Annotated in this window: 20 protein-coding genes and 1 pseudogene; 15 read left to right on the top strand and 6 right to left on the bottom strand. The window is 35.6% G+C overall.

Going from position 1 to position 20,291, the window contains the following annotated elements; all coding sequences use genetic code 11:
* Window positions 1-185: 185 nt before the first annotated feature.
* Entirely contained in the window at window positions 186-524 is a 339-nt protein-coding gene (locus tag SP041_RS05390; protein WP_025565133.1) for a hypothetical protein, read from the bottom strand.
* 480 nt (window positions 525-1,004) lie between these two features.
* Here SP041_RS05390 and SP041_RS05385 point away from each other — a divergent pair, with 480 nt between their 5' ends.
* The 8 genes from SP041_RS05385 (at window position 1,005) to SP041_RS05350 (ending at window position 7,230) form a co-directional block, all read left to right on the top strand.
* Window positions 1,005-1,322: a helix-turn-helix transcriptional regulator gene (locus SP041_RS05385; RefSeq protein ID WP_025565132.1), complete on the top strand. Its 318-nt coding sequence runs from the start codon at window positions 1,005-1,007 to the stop codon at window positions 1,320-1,322.
* Window positions 1,307-1,651 carry a HipA N-terminal domain-containing protein gene (locus SP041_RS05380; RefSeq protein WP_025565131.1) on the top strand — a complete coding sequence of 115 codons (345 nt, stop codon included), beginning with the start codon at window positions 1,307-1,309 and terminating at the stop codon, window positions 1,649-1,651. Before SP041_RS05385 ends, SP041_RS05380 begins: the two co-directional genes overlap by 16 nt.
* Before the next feature lie 11 nt (window positions 1,652-1,662).
* Window positions 1,663-2,700 (top strand): HipA domain-containing protein, encoded by a 1,038-nt coding sequence (locus SP041_RS05375; protein WP_037049595.1) that lies wholly within the window; start codon window positions 1,663-1,665, stop codon window positions 2,698-2,700.
* Between the two features lie 840 nt (window positions 2,701-3,540).
* On the top strand, window positions 3,541-4,491 hold the full coding sequence (locus SP041_RS05370; protein ID WP_025565129.1) for a hypothetical protein: 951 nt from the start codon (window positions 3,541-3,543) through the stop codon (window positions 4,489-4,491).
* Between the two features lie 2 nt (window positions 4,492-4,493).
* The gene (locus SP041_RS05365) at window positions 4,494-5,048 is read left to right on the top strand and encodes an ATP/GTP-binding protein (RefSeq protein ID WP_025565128.1); all 555 of its coding nucleotides are present in this window, start codon (window positions 4,494-4,496) and stop codon (window positions 5,046-5,048) included.
* Window positions 5,048-5,461 carry a roadblock/LC7 domain-containing protein gene (locus SP041_RS05360; RefSeq protein ID WP_025565127.1) on the top strand — a complete coding sequence of 138 codons (414 nt, stop codon included), beginning with the start codon at window positions 5,048-5,050 and terminating at the stop codon, window positions 5,459-5,461. Before SP041_RS05365 ends, SP041_RS05360 begins: the two co-directional genes overlap by 1 nt.
* A 20-nt stretch (window positions 5,462-5,481) precedes the next feature.
* The gene (locus tag SP041_RS05355; protein ID WP_025565126.1) at window positions 5,482-5,841 is read left to right on the top strand and encodes a roadblock/LC7 domain-containing protein; all 360 of its coding nucleotides are present in this window, start codon (window positions 5,482-5,484) and stop codon (window positions 5,839-5,841) included.
* Between the two features lie 477 nt (window positions 5,842-6,318).
* Window positions 6,319-7,230 (top strand): bile acid:sodium symporter family protein, encoded by a 912-nt coding sequence (locus SP041_RS05350; protein ID WP_205961172.1) that lies wholly within the window; start codon window positions 6,319-6,321, stop codon window positions 7,228-7,230.
* Window positions 7,231-7,286: 56 nt separating this feature from the next.
* Here the strand turns inward: SP041_RS05350 and SP041_RS05345 are convergent, their stop codons facing one another.
* Complete coding sequence (locus SP041_RS05345; protein WP_025565124.1) at window positions 7,287-8,180, bottom strand: LysR family transcriptional regulator; 894 nt, start codon at window positions 8,178-8,180, stop codon at window positions 7,287-7,289.
* A gap of 169 nt (window positions 8,181-8,349) precedes the next feature.
* On the opposite strand from SP041_RS05345, the gene SP041_RS21335 reads away from it, so the two are divergent.
* From SP041_RS21335 to SP041_RS05330, 4 genes are all read left to right on the top strand, one after another.
* Window positions 8,350-8,526: an SDR family NAD(P)-dependent oxidoreductase gene (locus SP041_RS21335; RefSeq protein WP_205961171.1), complete on the top strand. Its 177-nt coding sequence runs from the start codon at window positions 8,350-8,352 to the stop codon at window positions 8,524-8,526.
* A complete protein-coding gene (locus tag SP041_RS05340) occupies window positions 8,523-9,215 on the top strand; it encodes an SDR family NAD(P)-dependent oxidoreductase (RefSeq protein WP_205961170.1) in 693 nt (230 codons plus the stop codon). The genes SP041_RS21335 and SP041_RS05340 overlap by 4 nt, the downstream gene beginning before the upstream one ends.
* Before the next feature lie 85 nt (window positions 9,216-9,300).
* Window positions 9,301-9,777 (top strand): hypothetical protein, encoded by a 477-nt coding sequence (locus SP041_RS05335; protein ID WP_025565123.1) that lies wholly within the window; start codon window positions 9,301-9,303, stop codon window positions 9,775-9,777.
* Window positions 9,778-10,005: 228 nt separating this feature from the next.
* A complete protein-coding gene (locus SP041_RS05330; RefSeq protein ID WP_025565122.1) occupies window positions 10,006-10,434 on the top strand; it encodes a DoxX family protein in 429 nt (142 codons plus the stop codon).
* 377 nt (window positions 10,435-10,811) lie between these two features.
* On the opposite strand, the pseudogene SP041_RS21160 reads toward SP041_RS05330, so the two are convergent.
* Window positions 10,812-10,937: pseudogene (locus SP041_RS21160) on the bottom strand (transposase); the annotation flags it as partial.
* A gap of 392 nt (window positions 10,938-11,329) precedes the next feature.
* Between SP041_RS21160 and SP041_RS05320 the strand changes: the two are divergent.
* Entirely contained in the window at window positions 11,330-12,442 is a 1,113-nt protein-coding gene (locus SP041_RS05320; protein WP_025565121.1) for a PQQ-dependent sugar dehydrogenase, read from the top strand.
* A gap of 476 nt (window positions 12,443-12,918) precedes the next feature.
* Here SP041_RS05320 and SP041_RS05315 read toward each other — a convergent pair whose 3' ends face one another.
* Window positions 12,919-13,806, bottom strand: a complete 888-nt coding sequence (locus tag SP041_RS05315; RefSeq protein WP_025565120.1) for a DMT family transporter — start codon at window positions 13,804-13,806, stop codon at window positions 12,919-12,921.
* 515 nt (window positions 13,807-14,321) lie between these two features.
* On the opposite strand from SP041_RS05315, the gene SP041_RS05310 reads away from it, so the two are divergent.
* Window positions 14,322-15,434, top strand: a complete 1,113-nt coding sequence (locus tag SP041_RS05310; RefSeq protein ID WP_025565119.1) for an FAD-dependent oxidoreductase — start codon at window positions 14,322-14,324, stop codon at window positions 15,432-15,434.
* Window positions 15,435-16,043: 609 nt separating this feature from the next.
* Here the strand turns inward: SP041_RS05310 and SP041_RS05305 are convergent.
* Entirely contained in the window at window positions 16,044-17,195 is a 1,152-nt protein-coding gene (locus SP041_RS05305; RefSeq protein ID WP_025565118.1) for a PLP-dependent aminotransferase family protein, read from the bottom strand.
* Between the two features lie 103 nt (window positions 17,196-17,298).
* Here SP041_RS05305 and SP041_RS05300 point away from each other — a divergent pair, with 103 nt between their 5' ends.
* Window positions 17,299-18,174 (top strand): GyrI-like domain-containing protein, encoded by an 876-nt coding sequence (locus SP041_RS05300; protein WP_025565117.1) that lies wholly within the window; start codon window positions 17,299-17,301, stop codon window positions 18,172-18,174.
* A gap of 232 nt (window positions 18,175-18,406) precedes the next feature.
* On the opposite strand, the gene SP041_RS05295 is transcribed toward SP041_RS05300, so the two are convergent.
* A complete protein-coding gene (locus SP041_RS05295; protein ID WP_025565116.1) occupies window positions 18,407-20,011 on the bottom strand; it encodes a hypothetical protein in 1,605 nt (534 codons plus the stop codon).
* Window positions 20,012-20,291 lie beyond the last annotated feature (280 nt).

Genomic DNA, 20,291 nt, shown 5'->3' with positions numbered 1-20,291 from the left:
TAATGAATTAATGGGTGAATCGGTGAATGGCTGAATGGCTGAATGGCTGAATTATAAAAAACTACCTCAAAGCGATACTAAACAGTATTTCTAAAAGGTAGCTTGAAGTTTAAAGTTAGTGATAGTTGGTGATAATTGATTAAAGCTTTATCACCCGATATTTAACAGATTTCAAAAATAACAACTTATAGGCTATATATCTTTGTCGCATAGAGTGCCGCAAAGCCTAATAACATTAATAACACTACAGGCTTTGCACGTTGCAAAAACAACGGTAGCCAGCTTACTTTAATAATATAGGTTGAAGTAATCAACATTAACACACCAGAACAAAAGGCAGCAACTCCCCAAAACTCTGTAATATGTTGGCTCGCGTACCACAATATATTCCATAGGCCCGCGGCGAGCAGAATAGTACCAATGCTAAGGCGAATAGGTTTTGGACAACCTTTTGCTATTGGCGGTAAGGCAACAATTAAACCGACGATCATGCACGCAGTCACAACACTTCCCATGGGTATCATATTATTCACTTCAGTTCAGATTAATTAGGTGAATCATTATATTTAACCTTAACAGGAAAACAATCATTCAATTGAAAAATGAACATTCCCTAAGATTAATTATAAGGCATTGAATCCTTATGGCTTAGTATTCAAGTTTCTCAATTGGACTTTTAGCCTTGAGCATTGTCAGTATGGTATCCATAACAGAGTAACTTATAATTGGCTGGATTGAGTCATAACACACCACCTTCAAGTGCAAAATATGCATCTATAAAAAATAATGTGTGAAGAATCACCAATCAAAGTCTATGGTGGTTCAGCATTTATCCGAACTTCCCTAAAATAAATGACTCAAAAACAAGTCTAAACACTTCAAAATTCCTTATGTGAACCTTTATCTAAAAAATTATCAGTTAACTGACTATATATGACCATTTTAACTTTAAATCCCACCATATATGAGCTAAAGTAAATAAAAGAATTAACAATAGGTTATATATGAGTAGAATTTCAGTATTGAAATTAAGATCCGAGCTAGATGATTTATACAAGACTTTTGCTGAAAGTATCGATGACATAGAGCAGAACTTAGTTAACCCAAATAATGGTGTAGATCTTAATGATAAAGCATCATTGTCTGAATTAATGAAGGTAAAAAGAAAAGAAGCTAATTTATCAATGGAAGACTTAGAGCTTCAAACTGGCCTTTCTTATTCTACTATCAAACGTATTTTTGCAGATCCGTCTAATGCTAAATTTACTAACGTAATTAAAATATTAAATGAATTAGGAATTGATACATGGGCAGAAAAGTAAATGTATTTATGTTCGGGAAATTAGCAGGGACGATTGAAGAATTCAACGATCAATTTGCGTTCACCTATTCCGATAATTACAAAGGGAAATCTGTCTCACTGAGCCTACCAATAGCTCAAAAAACACACCTAAGTAAAGAATTGCATCCTTATTTTACAGGCCTTATTCCTGAGGGATGGTTAAAGAAAAGGTTTTCAGAAATTCAGAAAATAGATGAAAGAGATACCTTTGGCTTATTAAGTGCTAACGGAGCTGACTTACTTGGCGCTATCACGGTTCTACCTTATGTTAGAGAGCACGATTCAGCTAAACAAGTAATAAATACATAAAGAGAAAAGTGATGACAATCAAACGATGCCTAATAACGGCCGAGGAACTTAAAACTAAAACTGAAATAAATCGAGGCTATTCCACTAAAGGAATGAAGTACTTGATGGGCAGTAATAAAATTAAAACAGAACTTCCTTTTACAAGAAAAAAGTTTATTCAAGTAGAGCCTATTAACCAAGAAGGCATGAGTATTTCAGGCTATCAACCAAAGCTTTCTGTTTGTATCAGTAACGACGAATTCAATGTCGTTAAAAACAAGGCAACCTATATCCTCAAACCATCGCCAGAGCAATTCAACATGCTTGCTGAAAATGAACACGCAATAATGCTTGTGATGAAAAAGCTTAAATTTGACGTTGCACCGTTCGGACTAGTTTCATTCGCAAAAGAAAACGAAAGTGATAAGACAGAATACGTATTCGTCACCAAACGCTATGACAGAATATCAGCAGATGAAAAAATTCACCAAGAGCAACTTGATGGTGCAATGGGCGTAAAGGATAAATACGGGAAAGTGAATGATGTTCAAGTTGTCAGTTACGAACAAATGTGTAACTTTGTCATAAAAGCGTTGAAAGGTAGCTTAACCCTTAAGAAAGATTTATTCAGAAGAGTACTTTATGCCTACTTATTAGGTAACAACGACCTACACTTACGCAACGTCGGACTACTAAGACCCAAAACCGATGATGATTCATTAGCCCCCGTTTACGACTACGTTTCTACCGTTCCCTATTTTGAAGGAGATATACTCGCGTTACCACTACTTGCTTTAGAGGAAAACGAAACGGAATTGGCTCCAGGCCTAAATCATTCAGGATTTGGAATATATACAGGTTACGACTTCATCTTATTTGGTAAAGGCATTGGCCTTGTCGATAAGCTAATTAAGAAAATACTAGACGAAGCATGTTCAGAAAAGCATTGTGATCTGGTCATAACAACAATAGAAAACAGCTTTATGAATGAAAAAGATAAAGCAAAAGTGATAAGTTGTTTTAAAGGTCGTATAAAGGCAATCAAACACATCGTTTACGCAGCGATTTGATTAACCGAATTAAGTAAAATGGTAACTACCCAAAGTAAGTTAAAAGAAGAAGTTACAGATTATGAATGTCTACAACTTTGCTAAGCCGAGCGTATTAATATGCTATCGCATAAATCGCTCCCAGCCTGACCTTGCTAAAGGCAATGATTGATTCAGAAGAACAAGGAATTGATGTAGCCACATTGACATTCATTTTTTGACTTTGGGGCGCATGGCGAAGTCAAAACATATCCCCCATCCCTTAAATTTATCTCCTAACGGTATCCACTAAAAGACTTAGTGTGATGGTGAGATTGTGTTAGCTATAAATGAGTAAGTAAGCTGCTATTGAAATAACATTGCGATTATGTAGCCTTAAGCTATTGTAAAACGTATTTACGCGCTGTTAACGGCAATTTTGATGATAATGAGCCAATTGAGAGGCACAACAGTTTTAAATTTCACCTACTTATTATAAGAAAATAGGCAGATAGTCATAAATTTCAATACTAAAAATAGAAGCAAGATAATGCATTCGCTCAGTCCCCTACTGTCGTCGAGGTTCAAAAGACCACTCAATGTATCTACCTTCACCACATAAATAAATACGACGGCAGAATCTAAAATGCAATGATAATAAGCTCTATCAATTAGTTAGAACTACAATTAGTCAAATTGAACGATACTGAAGCCCCTCTCTGAGGCTGAAAAAAAAGAACTGAAAAAGATAGCTATAAAAATGAAAAAGAGATAGGTATCTAATTATAGTTATTCTTTGTATTTTCTCGTATATGAATCATAATTAAATGTATAATATTATGAGTTATTTAATTTAAGCTGTAATTGAGGTTGGATGTAAATATGGACTTAACAAACAAAGAAATATCAAATAGCAATAATAGTGATTTATATCTATCAATACTTCTTAAAAATACTCCTGAAGAAAAAGCCGGTGTTTTGAGAGATTACCGTAAGAAGATGAGTAAAAATAAAAATATAGAGCACTCTTTAATGCATCAAAATAATGATGTTTTAACAGCAGTCCAAAATTTAGTTGACTCTTCAAATGAAATACAGATTTTACTATCACTAGAAATAGAAAATATATTATTGTCTGAGCTAGAATCTTGCCAACAAGTAATTGATAAACAAAAAAAATTGTTAATCAATCGTGAAGATCAGCTTGTCCAAAAACGTGAGAATGAAAAGACAGTCGTACAATCGATTAGAAAGTTTAAAGAAGATAATCAAAAAGAGTTAACAAGATTATCTTCGTCTCATCAAGAAGAGTTAACAAGGTTATCTTCAGCTCATCAAGAAGAGTTAACAAGATTATCTTCGTCTCATCAAGAAGAATTAACAAGATTATCTTCATCTCATCAAGAAGAGATAAGAAAAATCACTGAGAAAGAAAAATCACCATTACTTACTATAGATTCACATTCTTTAGAAGCAGAGCAACTGATTAATGCGCCTAAGTTTGAACAGAAACAAGTGACAGAAGAAATAACAAAGGAACTCTTTTATAAACTAATTGCTTGGCCAGATTTTAATGGTTTAACTAAAGGAGATAGAATTATCCCTTTAGCAACAAGATTAATGGCTCAACAAATGTCTTTAAAGCAAATGGAGCTTTTTTTAGGTGGACCAACCGAAAAGGAAAAGTTATTACTATTCATTGATGAGTTAACTTCAATTGGTTTATTAACTAGTACGCATACTAAAGAAGAATCAACAATTACAAGTGATAAACCAGAAAAGAATAATCGATTACAGTTATTCAAACGAATCCGTTCATCTCTAGGAATATAGTAATGACACAATTAACAGAAAAAATAATTTTTGCAGGCTCAATGGGTTCAGGTAAAACAACTGCAATTAAATCAATTAGTGAAATAGAGCCAGTTTCAACAGAAGTTGATAACAATGATATGGCACAAAGCAATAAAGAATTAACAACGATGGCAATGGACTTTGGTACTTTGACATTAAGTGATGAATCTAAACTTTTACTTTATGGTACACCAGGACAAGAACGATTAAGTTTTATGTGGTCAGTGATTTCTGATGGTGCGTTAGGTGTTATTATTTTAATTGATAATTCAATATCAGACCCTTTCTCTAATCTAGATGTCTACTTAGAAGGCTTTTCTAATTTAATTAACCAATCAAAAGCGGTAATAGGTATTACTAAAAGTGACCTTAATGATAAAGTTGATGTTGTTGCTTACCATGAACACCTTAAATCTAAAGGCTTATCTATACCTGTATTTACTGTTGATGCACGAAAAAAAGAAGATGTATTAACATTGTTAGATGGTTTAATTAGTCTTTGTGAATCCAAATATACTCTAGGAGAAGAAATATAATGCTTTTAGTTGAAAAATTTTTTGGTGTTAATAAAGTCCATAAAATAAATTCAGTTTTGCAAAATTTTGTTGAAAATACACAACAAATCAATTCAGCTGTCATTTCTACGACAGATGGTTTTTGTATTGCTTCATCTAAGGTGAATGATATATCACAGGAAAAGCTGTCAGCAATGAGCGGTTCAATCCATTCATTAGCTAAGTCTATCTCGCATGAAATATCAGGTGATGACTGTGATATGTTAATACTTGAAAGTAACTTAAAAAAGATAATCTGGTGTACAATACAAACTAAAACAACTACAGTAGTTATGACGTTTATTTCTGAAGATAAAAAACTACTTGGAGAGTTACTTTTCTCAGCAAAGCAATGTTGTAAACTTATTCAGAACATTCTGAATGATGATAATTAAAACTAACAGAGAGAACAGAAATGGCAGATATTCAAAAAAGCTTGGAAGAATTATTAGATATTAATGGATCTATTGCTGCATGTATTGTTGATAGTAATTCAGGTATGGTACTTGGTAAATTAGGCGATAGCATGGATTTAGATCTTGCTGCAGCGGTTAATACTGAAGTGGTATCTGCTAAGAAAAGAGCGATAAAAGAATTAAAACTTGACGATACAATTGAAGATATATTAATTACGTTAACTAAACAGTACCATATCATCTGTCCTGTTAAATCAAATTCAGATTTATTTATTTATTTAGTATTAAATAAATCAGTGGCTAACTTAGCATTAGCACGCCTTAAAGTTAATAGTATTGAATCTATTTTAACTATATAAAAATAATTAATTCAAAAAATTCTATAATTTTAATTTTTTGATGATAAATAATGAGTATATTTAAAATAAATGTACTCATTATTTTTACCCTTTCACCTTTTTATGGCCCCTCATAAACCCCAACATTAAAATACTATTAATCAATTAATCTTAAATGGTAGATGGTAGATGGTAGATAGTAACTAAATCGTTAATGAACAATACCCACATCACTCTATAGCCTAAATACCTAATGCTCTAAACCGAATTTGATTCATGTTTGATATACCAGCTAATTAATGTGATTCGTATTAACACGACAAAAACCTGCAAACTGAAAACAGGGTTAGCAGAACTACCCCGCTTAGTCATTTACTTCAAAATACCCTCGACTTAAAAAAACAAGAAATAATGCGCCATATCAAAACCACAAATCAAAACTCCCGATAAAATCAATACCATCAAGTTGTTCCTAAGCTACGTAAATTAAGGGGTTTTATGGATCCAATTATCGCTCAAACTGTTGCTCAAGTTATGTTACCTGTTGTGTTGGGTATTGTGATGTTGGGGATGGGGTTAAGTTTACAAATAAAAGATTTTAAAGCGGTACTAAAAGCGCCTAAAGTCGCGATGATTGGTTTTTTATTACAACTACTTTTACTGCCGATACTGGCGCTGTTTATTATTAAGGTGTTTGCACTTAATCAAACTGCCGCAGCTGGGCTTTTTTTATTGGCATTATGCCCCGGCGGTGCGACTTCAAACTTATTTTCATTTATTGCTAAAGGTAACCTCGCTTTAAGTGTCTGCTTAACCAGTGTCGTCAGTATGTTATCACCGTTTATTATTCCCATCGCTTTTGTTGGTTTTATTCATTACAGCGGAAACGCAGATAGTCAGCAGTTTAATTTACCTTTATTACCAGCAATGAAACAACTCGCTATCGTCACTTTACTACCGACTGTGATTGGTATGAGCATTCGTTATTTTGCCGATCAATGGGCACAGTCTGTTATTCCTTTAATTAAAAAGGGGTCAACTATTGCAATGTTACTGGTGGTTACTGCGCTTGTTTTGACAAACTTAAACATCATTCCTACGATGCTTTCTTTGCAGGGTATTGCTGTCATGACGTTATGTATTTTAGCGTTAATTATTGCCTATTTTATTGCAGGCAAGTTGAATGTTAACGAAACCGATAGAAAAACCATTGCAATAGAGGTAGGAGTGCAAAATGCAGGCACCGCGATGATGATCGCATTCACTATTATGCATCAACCTGCACTAGCAGCGGTTCCCTTAATGTACGGGCTGTTAATGAATATACCCGCATTCATTTTTGTATATTGGCTCTTAAACAAAAATAAAAGCAAAGATAAAATGATTATACGAATAAAGGTAAATCCTTAGTTGAATCTAATAATGTCAAGAATTTGAATGTTGACTCTCGACTTGATAACACATGTTTACCCTTTAGCCAGACGTTGTGTTAAAAAATCGATAAATGCTCTTGTTTTGGGTGCTAATTGTCGTTTATTAGTAAATATGGCATTAATAGGCGTACTAGGTTGCATGATTGAAAATGCTTCGAGTATTGGCGTTAGACTTTCTTGTAATAACTCATCATGCACCATCCATTTTGGAATCATTATTATTCCGAGATCTTTCAATGCGGCTTTACGTAAGAAACTCAAACTATTAACGCTTAAAGACCCTTTGATTGGCACTTCTATAGGATGGTTAGCCATTTCAAAACGCCAACGGTTATTACTTATCTTGCTGTTAAATGAAAGGCAGTTGTGTGTTTGTAAATCATGAGGGTGTGTTGGTTGTCCATGCTTTAAAAGATAATTAGGACTTGCACAAATCACAGATTGACTATCACCCAACTTACGAGCGGTTAAGCTAGAATTATCTAAATGACCTATCCGTAATGCCAAATCAAGGTTTTCATCAATTAAATCAAGTGGAGCAGAGTTCATATTTATGCTGATTTGTATTTCAGGATATAACTGCAGAAACTCAGGTAAAATAGGCTCGATAAATGTTAACGCAAAATCAGCTTCTGCCGTTATTCGCAACCGACCAGAAGGTTTATCAGCTAGTTTTTTGACGGCAAGTTTAGCCACTTCTATATCATCAACTAATCGTTTCGCATGCTGAAAATAAATATCTCCGGCTTCGGTGAGGCTTTGCTTACGCGTTGTACGTTGAAATAAACGAGCGCCTAGTTCTTTTTCTAACTGAGATATTTGACGAGATACCGCAGATGGTGTCACTTCCATAGAGCGAGCGACAGCAGAGAAACTTCCTTTCTCAACAACGTTAACGAACAATTGTATGTTTGATATGTTATTCATTTGTGCATTATATTCACAAATCCTATGATTAGAATACTGTTTTTTGTTTTATTTGAACATGTGATTATAATTGCTCGATATACATTAAGTCATTTTATGCTCTAGATTGCCATCCTCCCTAAGCCATTGAACTTTTGTGCATTTTAAATATGTTTGAGTAGGAGTTTTTATGTCTAAAATAATTTTAATTACAGGTGCCTCTAGGGGCTTTGGTCACGATACTGCGTTATCACTTATTGGTGAAGGATATAAAGTATTTGCTTCTATGCGTGATCCTTTAGGTAAAAATAGTGTGCACGCTCAAAAATTAACAGCTGCTGGTGCCTATGTTGTTGAGCTGACGTGATAAATGAGCAATCAATAGAGCAAGCAATACAAATAGTAAAAGACCAAGCTGGCCATATCGATGTGCTTATTAATAATGCAGGTATTGCTTCTGCAGGGGTGACGGAAGCTTTTTCAACCGAACAAATGGTTGCATTATTTGATGTGAATGTATTTGGTGTTCATCGTGTCATTCGGTCAGTGTTACCGATGATGCGTGAAAATAAAAAAGGCCTAATTATTAATGTGGGCTCTATTTTAGGTAGAGTTACTTTTCCATTTTTTGGCATTTATGGTGCCAGTAAATATGCCGTTGAAGCATTAACAGATAGCCTACGTTATGAGGTTTCCCAGTTTGGTGTAGATGTTGCGTTAATACAGCCTAGTGCCTATCCAACTGATATGTATGGTAGTGCACAACAACCTTTAAATTCCGATTGTGTAAAAAATTATGGCGATGTTGGTGAAATTCCAGGGGCTATGTTTTCAAGCTTTATGTCAATGTTCGAAGCAGCTGATGCACCTAAACCACATGATATTGCCGAAGCAATTGTTGAGTTAATTAAGACTCCAGATGGTCAACGTCCAGCTCGTACTGTTGTAGGTAATAGTTTTGGTTCAGAGGCTATTAATGCGGCGGTGGCACCTATTCAGAATGCTGTAATGCAAACACTGGGTCTTGGGCATCTAGAAGCTCTTAAAAAGAGTTAACGTTTTCTTATTTTAAACTAAAAAACAAGTGCTATGTATCAGTGCTTTTAATTCATTGACACATAAACAGAGTGAAAGGGATTTTATGCTAAAAATAATAAATAAAATACTTTCTCTGCACCTGAAAACCCTATTTTATGCCATGTCCTTTTGTACAACATTAGGCGTGACGATAACTACCGTTGTTGCAGCTGAAAATGATACACCAAAAATAACATATACATTATTTAATGACGCAAAATGGATAGAGCTTCCTGGCAGCAGAGCAGTTGCTAATGTGAAAGATGATTTTACTAAAGGAGCCCATCTCAAATTACTTAAACTTTCTCCCGGTAATAAAACAGTTGTTCACACTCATTCGCATAGTTATACAGTCATGGTTATAAAAGGTTTTGCAAGACATTATGAACTTAATAAACCCGAAACACAGGTCATTTTACCTGCTGGGTCTACTTGGTTTATTCCAGCCAATGTACCTCATGTTAGTGAGTGTTTAGCTGAGAGTGTGTGTATATTTGCGACGCAATCAGATGGTGCATTTGATTTTAAATTAATTAACTAATTTAAAGTTATGTACTTATGATCTGAACCCAAAAACCATAACAATGAAATATAGGGTCATATTTTTCTTTTTATGATAGATGATGAGCGCAATACAAAGAGTATTTTACGATCGAGGAAAACCTATAAAGTAGCAAAATACATCATATATTTTATGAATAATGACCTAATAAAATTAGGTTAATTTAACAATATTAATTTAATGAATTATATAAGAGGGTTAACGATAATGAATACAGCAACACAAAATTATGGTGCAACAATTGCTCGAGTTTCTCTGGGAGTTGTATTAATTGCGCATGGCTTGCTTAAGGTGTTAGTTTTTACTATCCCCGGTGCAGTTAGTTATTTTGAAAGTGTAGGAATTCCTGCAATTTTTATATATTTAACACTCTTCGGAGAGTTTGCTGGTGGAACCGCTTTATTACTTGGCGCTTATTCGCGCCTAAGCGCATTATTATGTATGCCAATTTTGTTAGGCGCAGTATGGGTCCATAGTGGGAATGGATGGACATTTAGCAGTGCAGGTGGCGGTTGGGAATATCCTGCGCTTTTATTTGTGCTTGCCGTTATTGTCGCGCTGCAAGGCAATGGTGCATTTGCTCTTCGTAAACTTCCTTTAATTGACGGTCTTATTCCTCAATCCATGAAGATTTAAGTCCATGTTATAGCGCTAATAAATAACAGATATAAAATGAGGGTCACAAGCTTAAAATTAATTTTATTGAGTTTAACCACTGTGACCTTGTCGCAAAATTTGTGTAATTGCCTATCATTAACTTAATCATATTAAGGATAGGTCATTATCAAAAAAGAAGAGCTAGAAGCATTTTATCTTAAAGCCACAAAGAGGCTAAACTCTCAAAAAAATTCTGCTTATTTTATCCGAAATTATTGAAATAGAAGTACCTCTAACATCCATCTGAAAGTTGATTAATCAGATTAATTCAATCTCTGTGCACACATTTATCATCCTTTTATTATCGCTAACAAATCTATTCTATGTGTGACAACTCCATCAACTATACTCATCACCGCTAAATGAAGCTGCTGTATCCAACTCCAAACTTGCTCTATAGGATTCAACCCTGACGAGTAAGGAGGACATTTTATTACCGAGGCATTGTCAAAATCTGAATCAATGATTGCTTTTAGCAAGATAAGACAAGGATGTCATGCGAGTTAAGAGCGCCAAATAAATATGGTGATCGGAGTGGTACGTTAAGAAGGTAGTCATTACTTAAGTTAAAAAGTAATAGATTAAAAAACGCTGAAACCAGTCCCTTTGATTTCCTTCGGATACAAGCTTTTTATGCTGGTAGATAAAAAGTAAAGTCGCCGACAATACCGCAAATACTGTTAATACAGATCAAAATCATGACACGAGCGTAGACGAGCTTAATTGGCATTAAACACAACCAAACCTGTATGAAATATCCAAATCAAACTTGTAAACTTATTTCTAAATTGCATAATGAAGGTGACTAAAATATAACCATTAATATTAAACAACATTTAGCTGCAGTCGGCTCTCATGCATGAAAGGATAAACGATGAAATATTGGCAAAAACTACTCTTCATTTCCCTCAGCCTGTTAGCGACTTCAGCTCAAGCTATGCAACCTCTTCCTATCAATGAAGATAAAACACCATATCAAACAGAAATAATATGGCCAGAGATAACTATTCCTTGGGGAATGGTTCAATTACCTAATGGCAAAATGTTAGCAACAGAGCGTTCAGGCAAGCTATGGTTATTAACTGAAGGTAAAGCCTCAATTGAAATAACTGGTTTGCCTGAAATACATGATAATGGGCAAGGCGGTTTACTGGATATTGCATTACACCCAGATTTTGAAAAAAATCGGCTTATCTATTTCACCTATGCGAGTAAAAATGAAACAGGAAGCAATACTGCTTTAATGCGTGCCAAGTTAGATGTTGAAAACAATCAGTTGGTTGACCAGAAAAGATTATACCTTGGTGAAGGTGACTCAACGCGAGGAAACCATTATGGTAGCCGCATTGCAGTCACCGATGAATTTGTTTACTTTTCAATTGGAGACCGTGGACAACGCGATAAAAACCCGCAAAATTTATCATTGGATGGTGGTAAAATTTATCGATTAAATCTTGATGGCAGTATCCCAACCTCTAACCCTTTTTATCAACAAGCTAACGCTAAAAAAGCAATTTATTCCTATGGACATCGTAATCCTCAAGGGCTGATTACACTTGCTGATCGCAATCAAGTTTGGTCACATGAGCATGGCCCAAGAGGTGGTGATGAAGTTAACTTGATTGAGTCTGGTAAAAATTATGGCTGGCCCATTATCGGCTATGGCGTTAATTATATTGGCACGGATTACACCGACATCACTGAAAAAGAAGGCATGGAGCAACCTAAGTTATATTGGGATCCTTCGATTGCCCCTTCTGGCATGGCGTATATTAGCAGTGATAAATACCCGCAATGGCAAGGTAAAATACTACTCGGTTCAATGAAGTTTGGGCATTTAGTATTACTGGAGATAGATAACGAAAATGTAGTTAAACAAACTAAATTATTAGCTAACGTCGGTAGAGTCAGAAACGTGATTCAAGGTAACGACGGCTATATTTATTTGGGTATTGATGGAAAAGGGATCCTAAGGTTAATGCCTTAAGCATTGGGCATTCTATTTTTAATTTTGGTTCGTCTTTGCTTATCGAAGTTATGTTGATATTTCCGGCTTTGTGTTTCGCCCTATCGGCGACTTTACTTTCTCTCTGCCAGCAGAGAACCTGATACCTACAAGAATGCAAAGAGACTGGCACCGAGTCACTTTCTTATCCAAATAAGCCCATATCTTTAAAATAAGCTTTGCCAACGCACCCGTTCATACGGCGCATCACTGTTCATACGGCACATCTCTGTGTCGAATGAACTTACAGCAAACGTCCTGTTTGCCGCTGGTGAGCAGCTGAAAGGTATTCATGATTTGGGAAAGCTCAACGGCGGAGAAGTCGTAGCCTCATTTAACATCGCTGAATCATTAACTAATTGATATTATTAACTTCAACGTATGAGTGCCTACAACTTTAACAACTTTATACTATATATATTCAGTAAAGAGAGAAGTAAAGTTAACAGACTCTTTATTCAACCAGCAACCCGTTTACGCGTTAACGCTATCCCTAAAATGATCAATAACATCGCCCCTAGGCTTTGCCATTCAATGGCTTCGCCCAAAAGAAGTGCGCCAGTAAAATACGCTACGATAGGAATCACATAATTAATATACGAAAGAAACGTAGGGCCTGCTGTGCCGATAACAGCAAACAAAAGAATGGTAGCAAATGCAGTCGGCCCGACACCTAACCACAACATGGATAACGAGGCGTTTAAAGAATAACTTTGTTGCCACGGTAAATCTTGCCATAGCCAAAATGGCACTATAACGATACTCGAAATAATCATCACGCCTGCTGCTGTTACAACAGGATTATAAGAAGGTAATCGCCTCACCAAAATGGCATTGATCGCATAACTAAAAGTAGCGAGTAAAATCAATAAACCACTCAGTAAATTACTATGAGCTCCGACTAACGACGGCCAAAGCACAATCACCACGCCAGTAATACCTAACATAAACCCGAATATTTTAAAGCGATTGAGGCTTTCTCCTGATACAAAATAATGTGCTAAAATCATTGTCGCCAACGGCATAAATGCCATCAACAATCCCGTAATGCCCGAGCTAATATCTTTCTGACCCGTTGAGATAAGAAGAAATGGCAACAAGTTACCCATAACACCCAGCAATAAAAATACCGCCCAAGCCAACGGCTCTACAGGCAAACGCCACCCCTTGGCATACATAAAGAGCGTTAGAATAACGGCAGCAATCAAGACTCTAAGAGAGACGATAGCCACAGGGCTAAAGCTTTGCAGTGAGACCGCGGTAAACATAAATGACGTACCCCACAGCAAGATGAGTAACAGCAGAGAAAGCCAGTCTTTAACAGTAGGTGTATAGTTGTGAGGCATGTGTTTGATCCAATTAGCATGTTTAATAGGTAAATATGACTAGAGAATGATGACTAGGGAGTTTACCCGACAACCTCCTATTTTGTTGATAATTTTAATACAGCATTACAGCTCTAAATAACTTTAAATCGTAACAATCTAATTTGATTGTGAGCAACTAATGAGTGTCCACAACTTGTTCAGTGAGCAACTAATGAGTGTTCAGAACTTTTTCAGAACTTCGAGACAACGGTGACATAGTGGTAACCAAATTGAATTTAGCAGTATGATTGTCAAAGGCAAAAAGCAAGGCTTGACCCGAATGGCACTCTTCCAGAATTCCAAATAGCATACAAAGCAGAACAAAAATAATGTATCTTCGGCTTTTAATGTAATTGGGCAATGGTAAAGTTTATAAGTGCCCTGTACTTTTATAAATAACGTTAACTGGTTAATTTCCTTCACAAGTTTAAGTAAATTAATCACAATCACACAACCAATATTATGTCGCTTTTATATCAAACCTAGGAACTTTCATGCACATTAACAACATTATTATAGGCGGTGGTTTATCTGGATTATTGAGTGCCTGGTATTTACAAAAACAAGGGATACCTTATTTACTTTTGGAAGCTAAACCAAAGCTCGGCGGTAGGATATTAGGCGTAAAAGACACCTCCACAGAGCATTATCATGATTTAGGACCTACGTGGATTTTCCCTCATCAATTCAATATACAACAGTTGCTTGAAGAACTTAACATACCGTATGTTGAACAATATACGAGAGGCGATGCATTATTTCAAAAACAAGGTAATCAAGGAATCATAAGAACCGAAGGTGCGGGTGCTGCAAGTATGTATCGTGTCATTGGCGGCATGACCACAATAATTAATGTACTGTATAGTAAGATTGATTCACGCAATATAAAAACAGAACATGTTGTTACCAATACAACAAAAATCGATGACCAATGGATAATAAAAGCACAACATAACAATGAGACTAAATTGTTTCATGCAAATAACCTTATATTAGCATTACCTCCTCGCATGATTGTAGAGCATCTAACACCCACTCATTGGGCTTCATCTGAGCTTATTGAGCACTTTAAAAAAGTACCTACATGGATGGCTGCGCAAGCAAAATTTATTTCAATCTATCATTCTAGTTTTTGGCGTGAAAAGGGGTTGTCTGGACAAGCATTTAGCCAACAAGGCCCCATGCAAGAAATGCATGACGCTTGCTCTATCGATATTTCAGAAACGGGTGAACAGGTTAATCTGACAAATGCCTTATTTGGCTTTATTGGTGTGCCGGCTAATCATCGACAACAATATGATGAATCGCAAATAAAAGAGGCTTGTCTCAATCAATTGAATCAACTGTATGAGAATTCAGAAGCAGAACTTGATTCAATATTATATAAAGATTGGGCAACCGACGAATTTGTTGCTTCTGCACGTGATATTAATGAACCGCCAAAACACCCTGACTTTCCTATGGATCAACATATAACGGAATTAACTCAAAAGAATATATTTTTAGCAGGCAGTGAGTTTTCTCGTATAGATGCTGGTTATTTAGAAGGTGCGGTTTGCGCCGTGAATGATGTGATTGCCAAAATAATAAATACAGATAACAGATAAAAATGCATTAATTCGAGTGCTTACCTATGAAAATAACTTCGATAGTTAATCAAGTAAGGCGGCATAAAGTTATTTAACGCTATGCTGTTAGTCACGTTGATTTTCGTAGTGTATTTGTCAAAGGCAAAACGCAATACCAGCCCCATTATTTTAAGGTTTATGGTGGTGATCATTTTTAGTATGAGTTCGTCTGCGCTCATCGTGGCTTTTTGATCTTTATTAGCTTTGGTTTAGCCCTTTAGGCGACTTTACTTTCTCTTTGCCAGCAGAGAACCTGATACCTATAAGAGTGTAAAGAGACTGGCACCGAGTCGCTTTCTTCATCCAAACCATGCCCATACCTTTAAAATAAGCTTTCTAACGCACCAGTTCATACGGCACATCCATGTGCCGAACGAACTTACAGCAAACGTCCTGTTTGATGTTGCTGAAAGGAATTAATAATTTGGGAAAGCTCAACGGCGAAGAAGTCGTAGCCTCATTTAGCATCGATTGAATCATTAACCAGTTGGTATTATTAACTTCAATGTATGGGTGTCCACAACTTTGCACCCCTTCATCAATCTAATCTTGATTTACAAAGAGTGACCGTATATGTCCAATACTTTATTAGCAGTAGTCTTTTATCACTTTGGCTAAACGTTTAACAGCTTCCGTTAATTCTTCTGTATTCGAATTGGTGAAATTTAAACGTAATGCGGATTCGTTTTTTGTTTCTTGGTGATAGAAAACCGAACTGGGTACGACTGCAACGCCTTTTGTTAAAGCACTTTTAGCCAATGCATCCACATCGCAACTTGGTAATAACAACCAAACAAACATACCTCCATCGACTTTGTTAACTTCGCAATATGAAGGCAGTTCATGCGTTAAAAGGTTAATTAAAGCTTGGCATCGTTCATGGTAAAGGTTACGTAATTTATCTAGATGATTAGGAAACTCTTCATGTTGTAGTAAATCCAATAAGACGGCTTGCATTGGCATGTTTGAATGTAAATCTGCGGCTTGTTTAACTGTATTAAGCGCGGCTATCCAATCAGACTTCCCACTGACTAAACCTAACCTTATTCCCGGCGTTGCTATTTTTGAAAAGGAGCGTAATACCAATGAATGGTCAGGGCAAAAACTTGAGGCTAGCGGTAATTCATTGCCGCTGAATCTAAGTTCTCGATAAGGTACATCTTCAATTAATGTGACATTGTACTGTTGGCATAATTGTCCCACTTTTTGACGTACAGCTAACGACCAACAAACACCCGTTGGATTGTGAAAGTCGGGTACAGCGTAAAATAAAGTAATGTCTCTTTGTGCGAAAAAAGCTTCTAATTCTTGTAAATTTGGCCCATCAGCTTGTTGTGAAACACTTTCTATTTTAGCTTGAGCAAGACCAAAAACTTGAATCGCTCCTAAGTAGCTGGGAGCTTCCAGAACCACTTTATCCTGAGGGTTAACAAATGCTCGTGCAATAAGGTCTAAACCTTGTTGTGAACCAGTACAGACGATCGCTTCATGCGATGATGGTATTTGATAATGCCTTTTAAAATAGTTAAGTAATGGGGCATACCCTGCTGTGTTACCGTACTGAAATAATGACGGTAATGTGGTTAAGTTATTTAATGAACTTTGCATTAATGACAATGGGAACGTTGCTTGATCAGGTAAACCGCCAGCCAAAGAAATAATATCTTTTGAGTTTGCAACGCTTAAAATCTCGCGAATATAAGAGGGTTTAATATTTTGTAACGATGTAGCTCGCATCATGCTATTTACTCCTTTAAATATATTTTAAAGGATATGATCAGTTGCTTTAAAATGTTTGTCCATTTATGCTAATTAATATGTCCATTTATGCTTTTTGGTGATTATGAAAACGAATCAACACATATCACGTATTAACGATGTGCTTTATTTTATTCATCAAGATATAAGTCATCCTTTATTAGCGAAAGATCTCGCCAATATTGCTGCGTATTCAGAGCAACATTTTCATCGTATTTTTAAATCAGTAGTGGGTGAATCTGTTCACTTTTATATTCGTCGAATTCGTATGGAGTTTGCAGCGAATCAACTGATGTTTGATAGTAAATCGTCTATTTTGGATATTGCTAATAAATCTGGCTTTTCATCGCTTTCATCATTTAGTCGTGCTTTTAAATTTACTTTTTCTATGTCGCCGGGACAATGGCGTAACCATGATCATCAATACCAACGTAAATCACTATTGGTGGATCAAGAGATTGCAGCTAATTATCAACGTTTATATAAGATGGAAACACCAAAGCATAAATTAGTCGAACTACCTGCGCGGCATGTTGCTTATGTAAGGCATCAAGGCTACGACCGCTCGATAGCAAATGCATGGCATACATTAAAGGCGTGGGCGAATATAGAAGGGCGTAACTTTTCAGAACAATTTGGCTTACATCATTCTAACCCGACATGGGTTGAACTAAATAAGTGCCGTTATGTTGCTTGTGTTGAAATCGATTGTCCAATTTTACGTAGGGGTGTTGTTAATAGCATGACGATTCCTGCAGGGTTACATGCTGTATTTAAATTAGAGGGAAAGTACGGTGAATTATTACCGCAGTTAAGTCATATATTGGAGCATTGGTTACCTAGCTCTGGTTATAAAATGCAGTCTACGCCTGCTTATGTTCATTATCAGATGAATCAATTTTTAACGGAAGGCGAGGAATTTATATTAAGTTTTTGCTTACCGATTTCATTATTTCGTTAAGTGATTCATTTGTTCGCAAAAAAGTGCTGGACACCCATCGATTTAACATCCTAAAGTTCTGATTTTATTACGATGAACTAGTGGGTGTCCAATACTTTTACCCAGATAAGGTGTCGGCTGCGCGACACCTATCCTTATATGGACTCCCTATTAATGTCAATAAAGCTTAATAATAAAAAAGTTAGATGCGTTCTTATATACGGGCTCATAATGAGGAGCTACCTCTTGTTTGTTAGGTTTTTGGTAGTTGATCACTCCAAAAATACTTTGGATGATAAAACTGTTTACCAGAAAAAATTAATGCTTGATTGTCACCATATTCATTAGTTACAGATACAGTTGCTTTATTGAAAGCATCATCTACGTCATTAGCTAACACATGAACAAACAAGAACTCATCTTCACCGTTGTTTGGATAAAAGTCAAAAATATAGATATCTTCCTTTCTCTCTTTATTGACTATGTTGATGAACAACTCATTTACATGATAACCCAGCTCTGGAAAAATGATATCTCCATTCTCAAACTCCAAAGAAACCATGTCTGTAGATAAGTCTACAACTCTAATAAACTCTTTATCTTTGTTGTATTTCAGAAAAGGGATAATAGAATCTTGATTTCCGTAATACCAATCAAACATAACTCCAGATTCCATCAATATAAATTTATATTTAGGCATTACATTGTTAATTATTTTTCCCACTCTTAGCTTTCTAATTTCACTTTTGACTAATTCTACTTTAGCCACAGGAGCGCGAATAAATGGAATGCAATGAAACGTTGTATCCTGAATATTCCTAGGTACTTTATAACCATCGTTTAACATCATTTGAAGCTCTGTGCTTACAATCAACCCCAAAGTCCCCTCTTTATCCTCTCTAACATCTAAACTCAGAAGTAAATGATCATGATTAAAATTCATATTAATAATACAAACCACATGGCAAAATGTATTCATAAATATGAAATATTTATACTCTCCATTATCAAATCTATTTCTCGAATCTTCTAACAAGGATAACCTACACTCTTCACTCACATCAGAATTATTATTAGAAATTACTATGTCAGAAATATCAGTATTTATTATACAAACTGAATGTTCATTAACATTAACTGTAGCTATTTTTTGAGTATCAAAAGCTGGGTTTTCACCTGAAATTAAGTAACAGATATCTGGCTGATACTCTATACCAAAACTCGTGACACTTAACCCTGTATACGCTCCCCCAATACCGTTTTCGATAGTATAATTATGAATTCCATAGCTTTGTAGCAATGCAATCATCTTTATCAATAATTCTTCATCGCTTACAGAGCCCAATGGCATTTTAAGGTAGTCGTCCATGAAGACACCATGGAAGGTATTAGTGTATTCTAGTAGCTCTTTAGTCGGAGAACCGATTAGAACCAAACCACCCTCAATTTTAACAAAAGTCGCTCTTTTGTTTTTTATTGTTATTAGTTTTGGTTGCTCACAATAAAATGCCAGTGTGATTTCAATTGCCGGTTCACTTTGGAAATCAAGGTAATTATCTATAGCTCCTTTAATCGCAGTTTCCACATCAAATCCCACTTCAATGCGAAATGCAACATCATTTATAAATTCAGAGCCAAACCTTACATCACCAGCGAGTGAGTAAGCCATATTAGATTTTGAAAAAATCTTATATGCATTCTCATATACATAATTATCGCGACCTAATTTCCCTTGTTGCTCACAAAATGATGTGGTTTCATTTGTTTCTCGAATATTGTGGTCATAAGCAGTTGTAACAGCAGTATCTGTAACAATAAAAGCTGCTGTATCTGTTTTCCAAGCTACACTATAAGTCATATTTCTACTTTAAATTTAATTGCTGAAATCGAAAGAAAACCTAACGCCGCAATAAACGGCGAGCGATAGCGAGTCCAGTGCAACGTATTTTTGTTGCACGATGTTTAATTGCCTTATAGTCCGACCAAGCCATTTAATTTAATAGATTCATTAATTATTATATTAAATGGAACATGCTTCTGTTGGTTACGAATATTGAATTGCTAAACATACAATGTTTTTAACAAGACGTTCGAACCAACAGAACAACTCGCTTCAAAACGCATACTCAGGGATCGCC

Source organism: Psychromonas sp. SP041 (assembly GCF_000470315.2).
Taxonomy (GTDB): Bacteria; Pseudomonadota; Gammaproteobacteria; order Enterobacterales; family Psychromonadaceae; genus Psychromonas.
Note: the sequence above shows the minus strand (reverse complement) of the source record. Positions and strands in the feature narration are given on the sequence as shown.

What these genes read in the sequence shown, in the direction of transcription:
- SP041_RS05390 (WP_025565133.1), bottom strand. Translation starts at nt 524, where the DNA reads ATGATACCCATGGGAAGTGTTGTGACTGCGTGCATGATCGTCGGTTTA.
- SP041_RS05385 (WP_025565132.1), top strand. Translation starts at nt 1,005, where the DNA reads ATGAGTAGAATTTCAGTATTGAAATTAAGATCCGAGCTAGATGATTTA.
- SP041_RS05380 (WP_025565131.1), top strand. Translation starts at nt 1,307, where the DNA reads ATGGGCAGAAAAGTAAATGTATTTATGTTCGGGAAATTAGCAGGGACG.
- SP041_RS05375 (WP_037049595.1), top strand. Translation starts at nt 1,663, where the DNA reads ATGACAATCAAACGATGCCTAATAACGGCCGAGGAACTTAAAACTAAA.
- SP041_RS05370 (WP_025565129.1), top strand. Translation starts at nt 3,541, where the DNA reads ATGGACTTAACAAACAAAGAAATATCAAATAGCAATAATAGTGATTTA.
- SP041_RS05365 (WP_025565128.1), top strand. Translation starts at nt 4,494, where the DNA reads ATGACACAATTAACAGAAAAAATAATTTTTGCAGGCTCAATGGGTTCA.
- SP041_RS05360 (WP_025565127.1), top strand. Translation starts at nt 5,048, where the DNA reads ATGCTTTTAGTTGAAAAATTTTTTGGTGTTAATAAAGTCCATAAAATA.
- SP041_RS05355 (WP_025565126.1), top strand. Translation starts at nt 5,482, where the DNA reads ATGGCAGATATTCAAAAAAGCTTGGAAGAATTATTAGATATTAATGGA.
- SP041_RS05350 (WP_205961172.1), top strand. Translation starts at nt 6,319, where the DNA reads ATGGATCCAATTATCGCTCAAACTGTTGCTCAAGTTATGTTACCTGTT.
- SP041_RS05345 (WP_025565124.1), bottom strand. Translation starts at nt 8,180, where the DNA reads ATGAATAACATATCAAACATACAATTGTTCGTTAACGTTGTTGAGAAA.
- SP041_RS21335 (WP_205961171.1), top strand. Translation starts at nt 8,350, where the DNA reads ATGTCTAAAATAATTTTAATTACAGGTGCCTCTAGGGGCTTTGGTCAC.
- SP041_RS05335 (WP_025565123.1), top strand. Translation starts at nt 9,301, where the DNA reads ATGCTAAAAATAATAAATAAAATACTTTCTCTGCACCTGAAAACCCTA.
- SP041_RS05330 (WP_025565122.1), top strand. Translation starts at nt 10,006, where the DNA reads ATGAATACAGCAACACAAAATTATGGTGCAACAATTGCTCGAGTTTCT.
- SP041_RS05320 (WP_025565121.1), top strand. Translation starts at nt 11,330, where the DNA reads ATGAAATATTGGCAAAAACTACTCTTCATTTCCCTCAGCCTGTTAGCG.
- SP041_RS05315 (WP_025565120.1), bottom strand. Translation starts at nt 13,806, where the DNA reads ATGCCTCACAACTATACACCTACTGTTAAAGACTGGCTTTCTCTGCTG.
- SP041_RS05310 (WP_025565119.1), top strand. Translation starts at nt 14,322, where the DNA reads ATGCACATTAACAACATTATTATAGGCGGTGGTTTATCTGGATTATTG.
- SP041_RS05305 (WP_025565118.1), bottom strand. Translation starts at nt 17,195, where the DNA reads ATGATGCGAGCTACATCGTTACAAAATATTAAACCCTCTTATATTCGC.
- SP041_RS05300 (WP_025565117.1), top strand. Translation starts at nt 17,299, where the DNA reads ATGAAAACGAATCAACACATATCACGTATTAACGATGTGCTTTATTTT.
- SP041_RS05295 (WP_025565116.1), bottom strand. Translation starts at nt 20,011, where the DNA reads ATGACTTATAGTGTAGCTTGGAAAACAGATACAGCAGCTTTTATTGTT.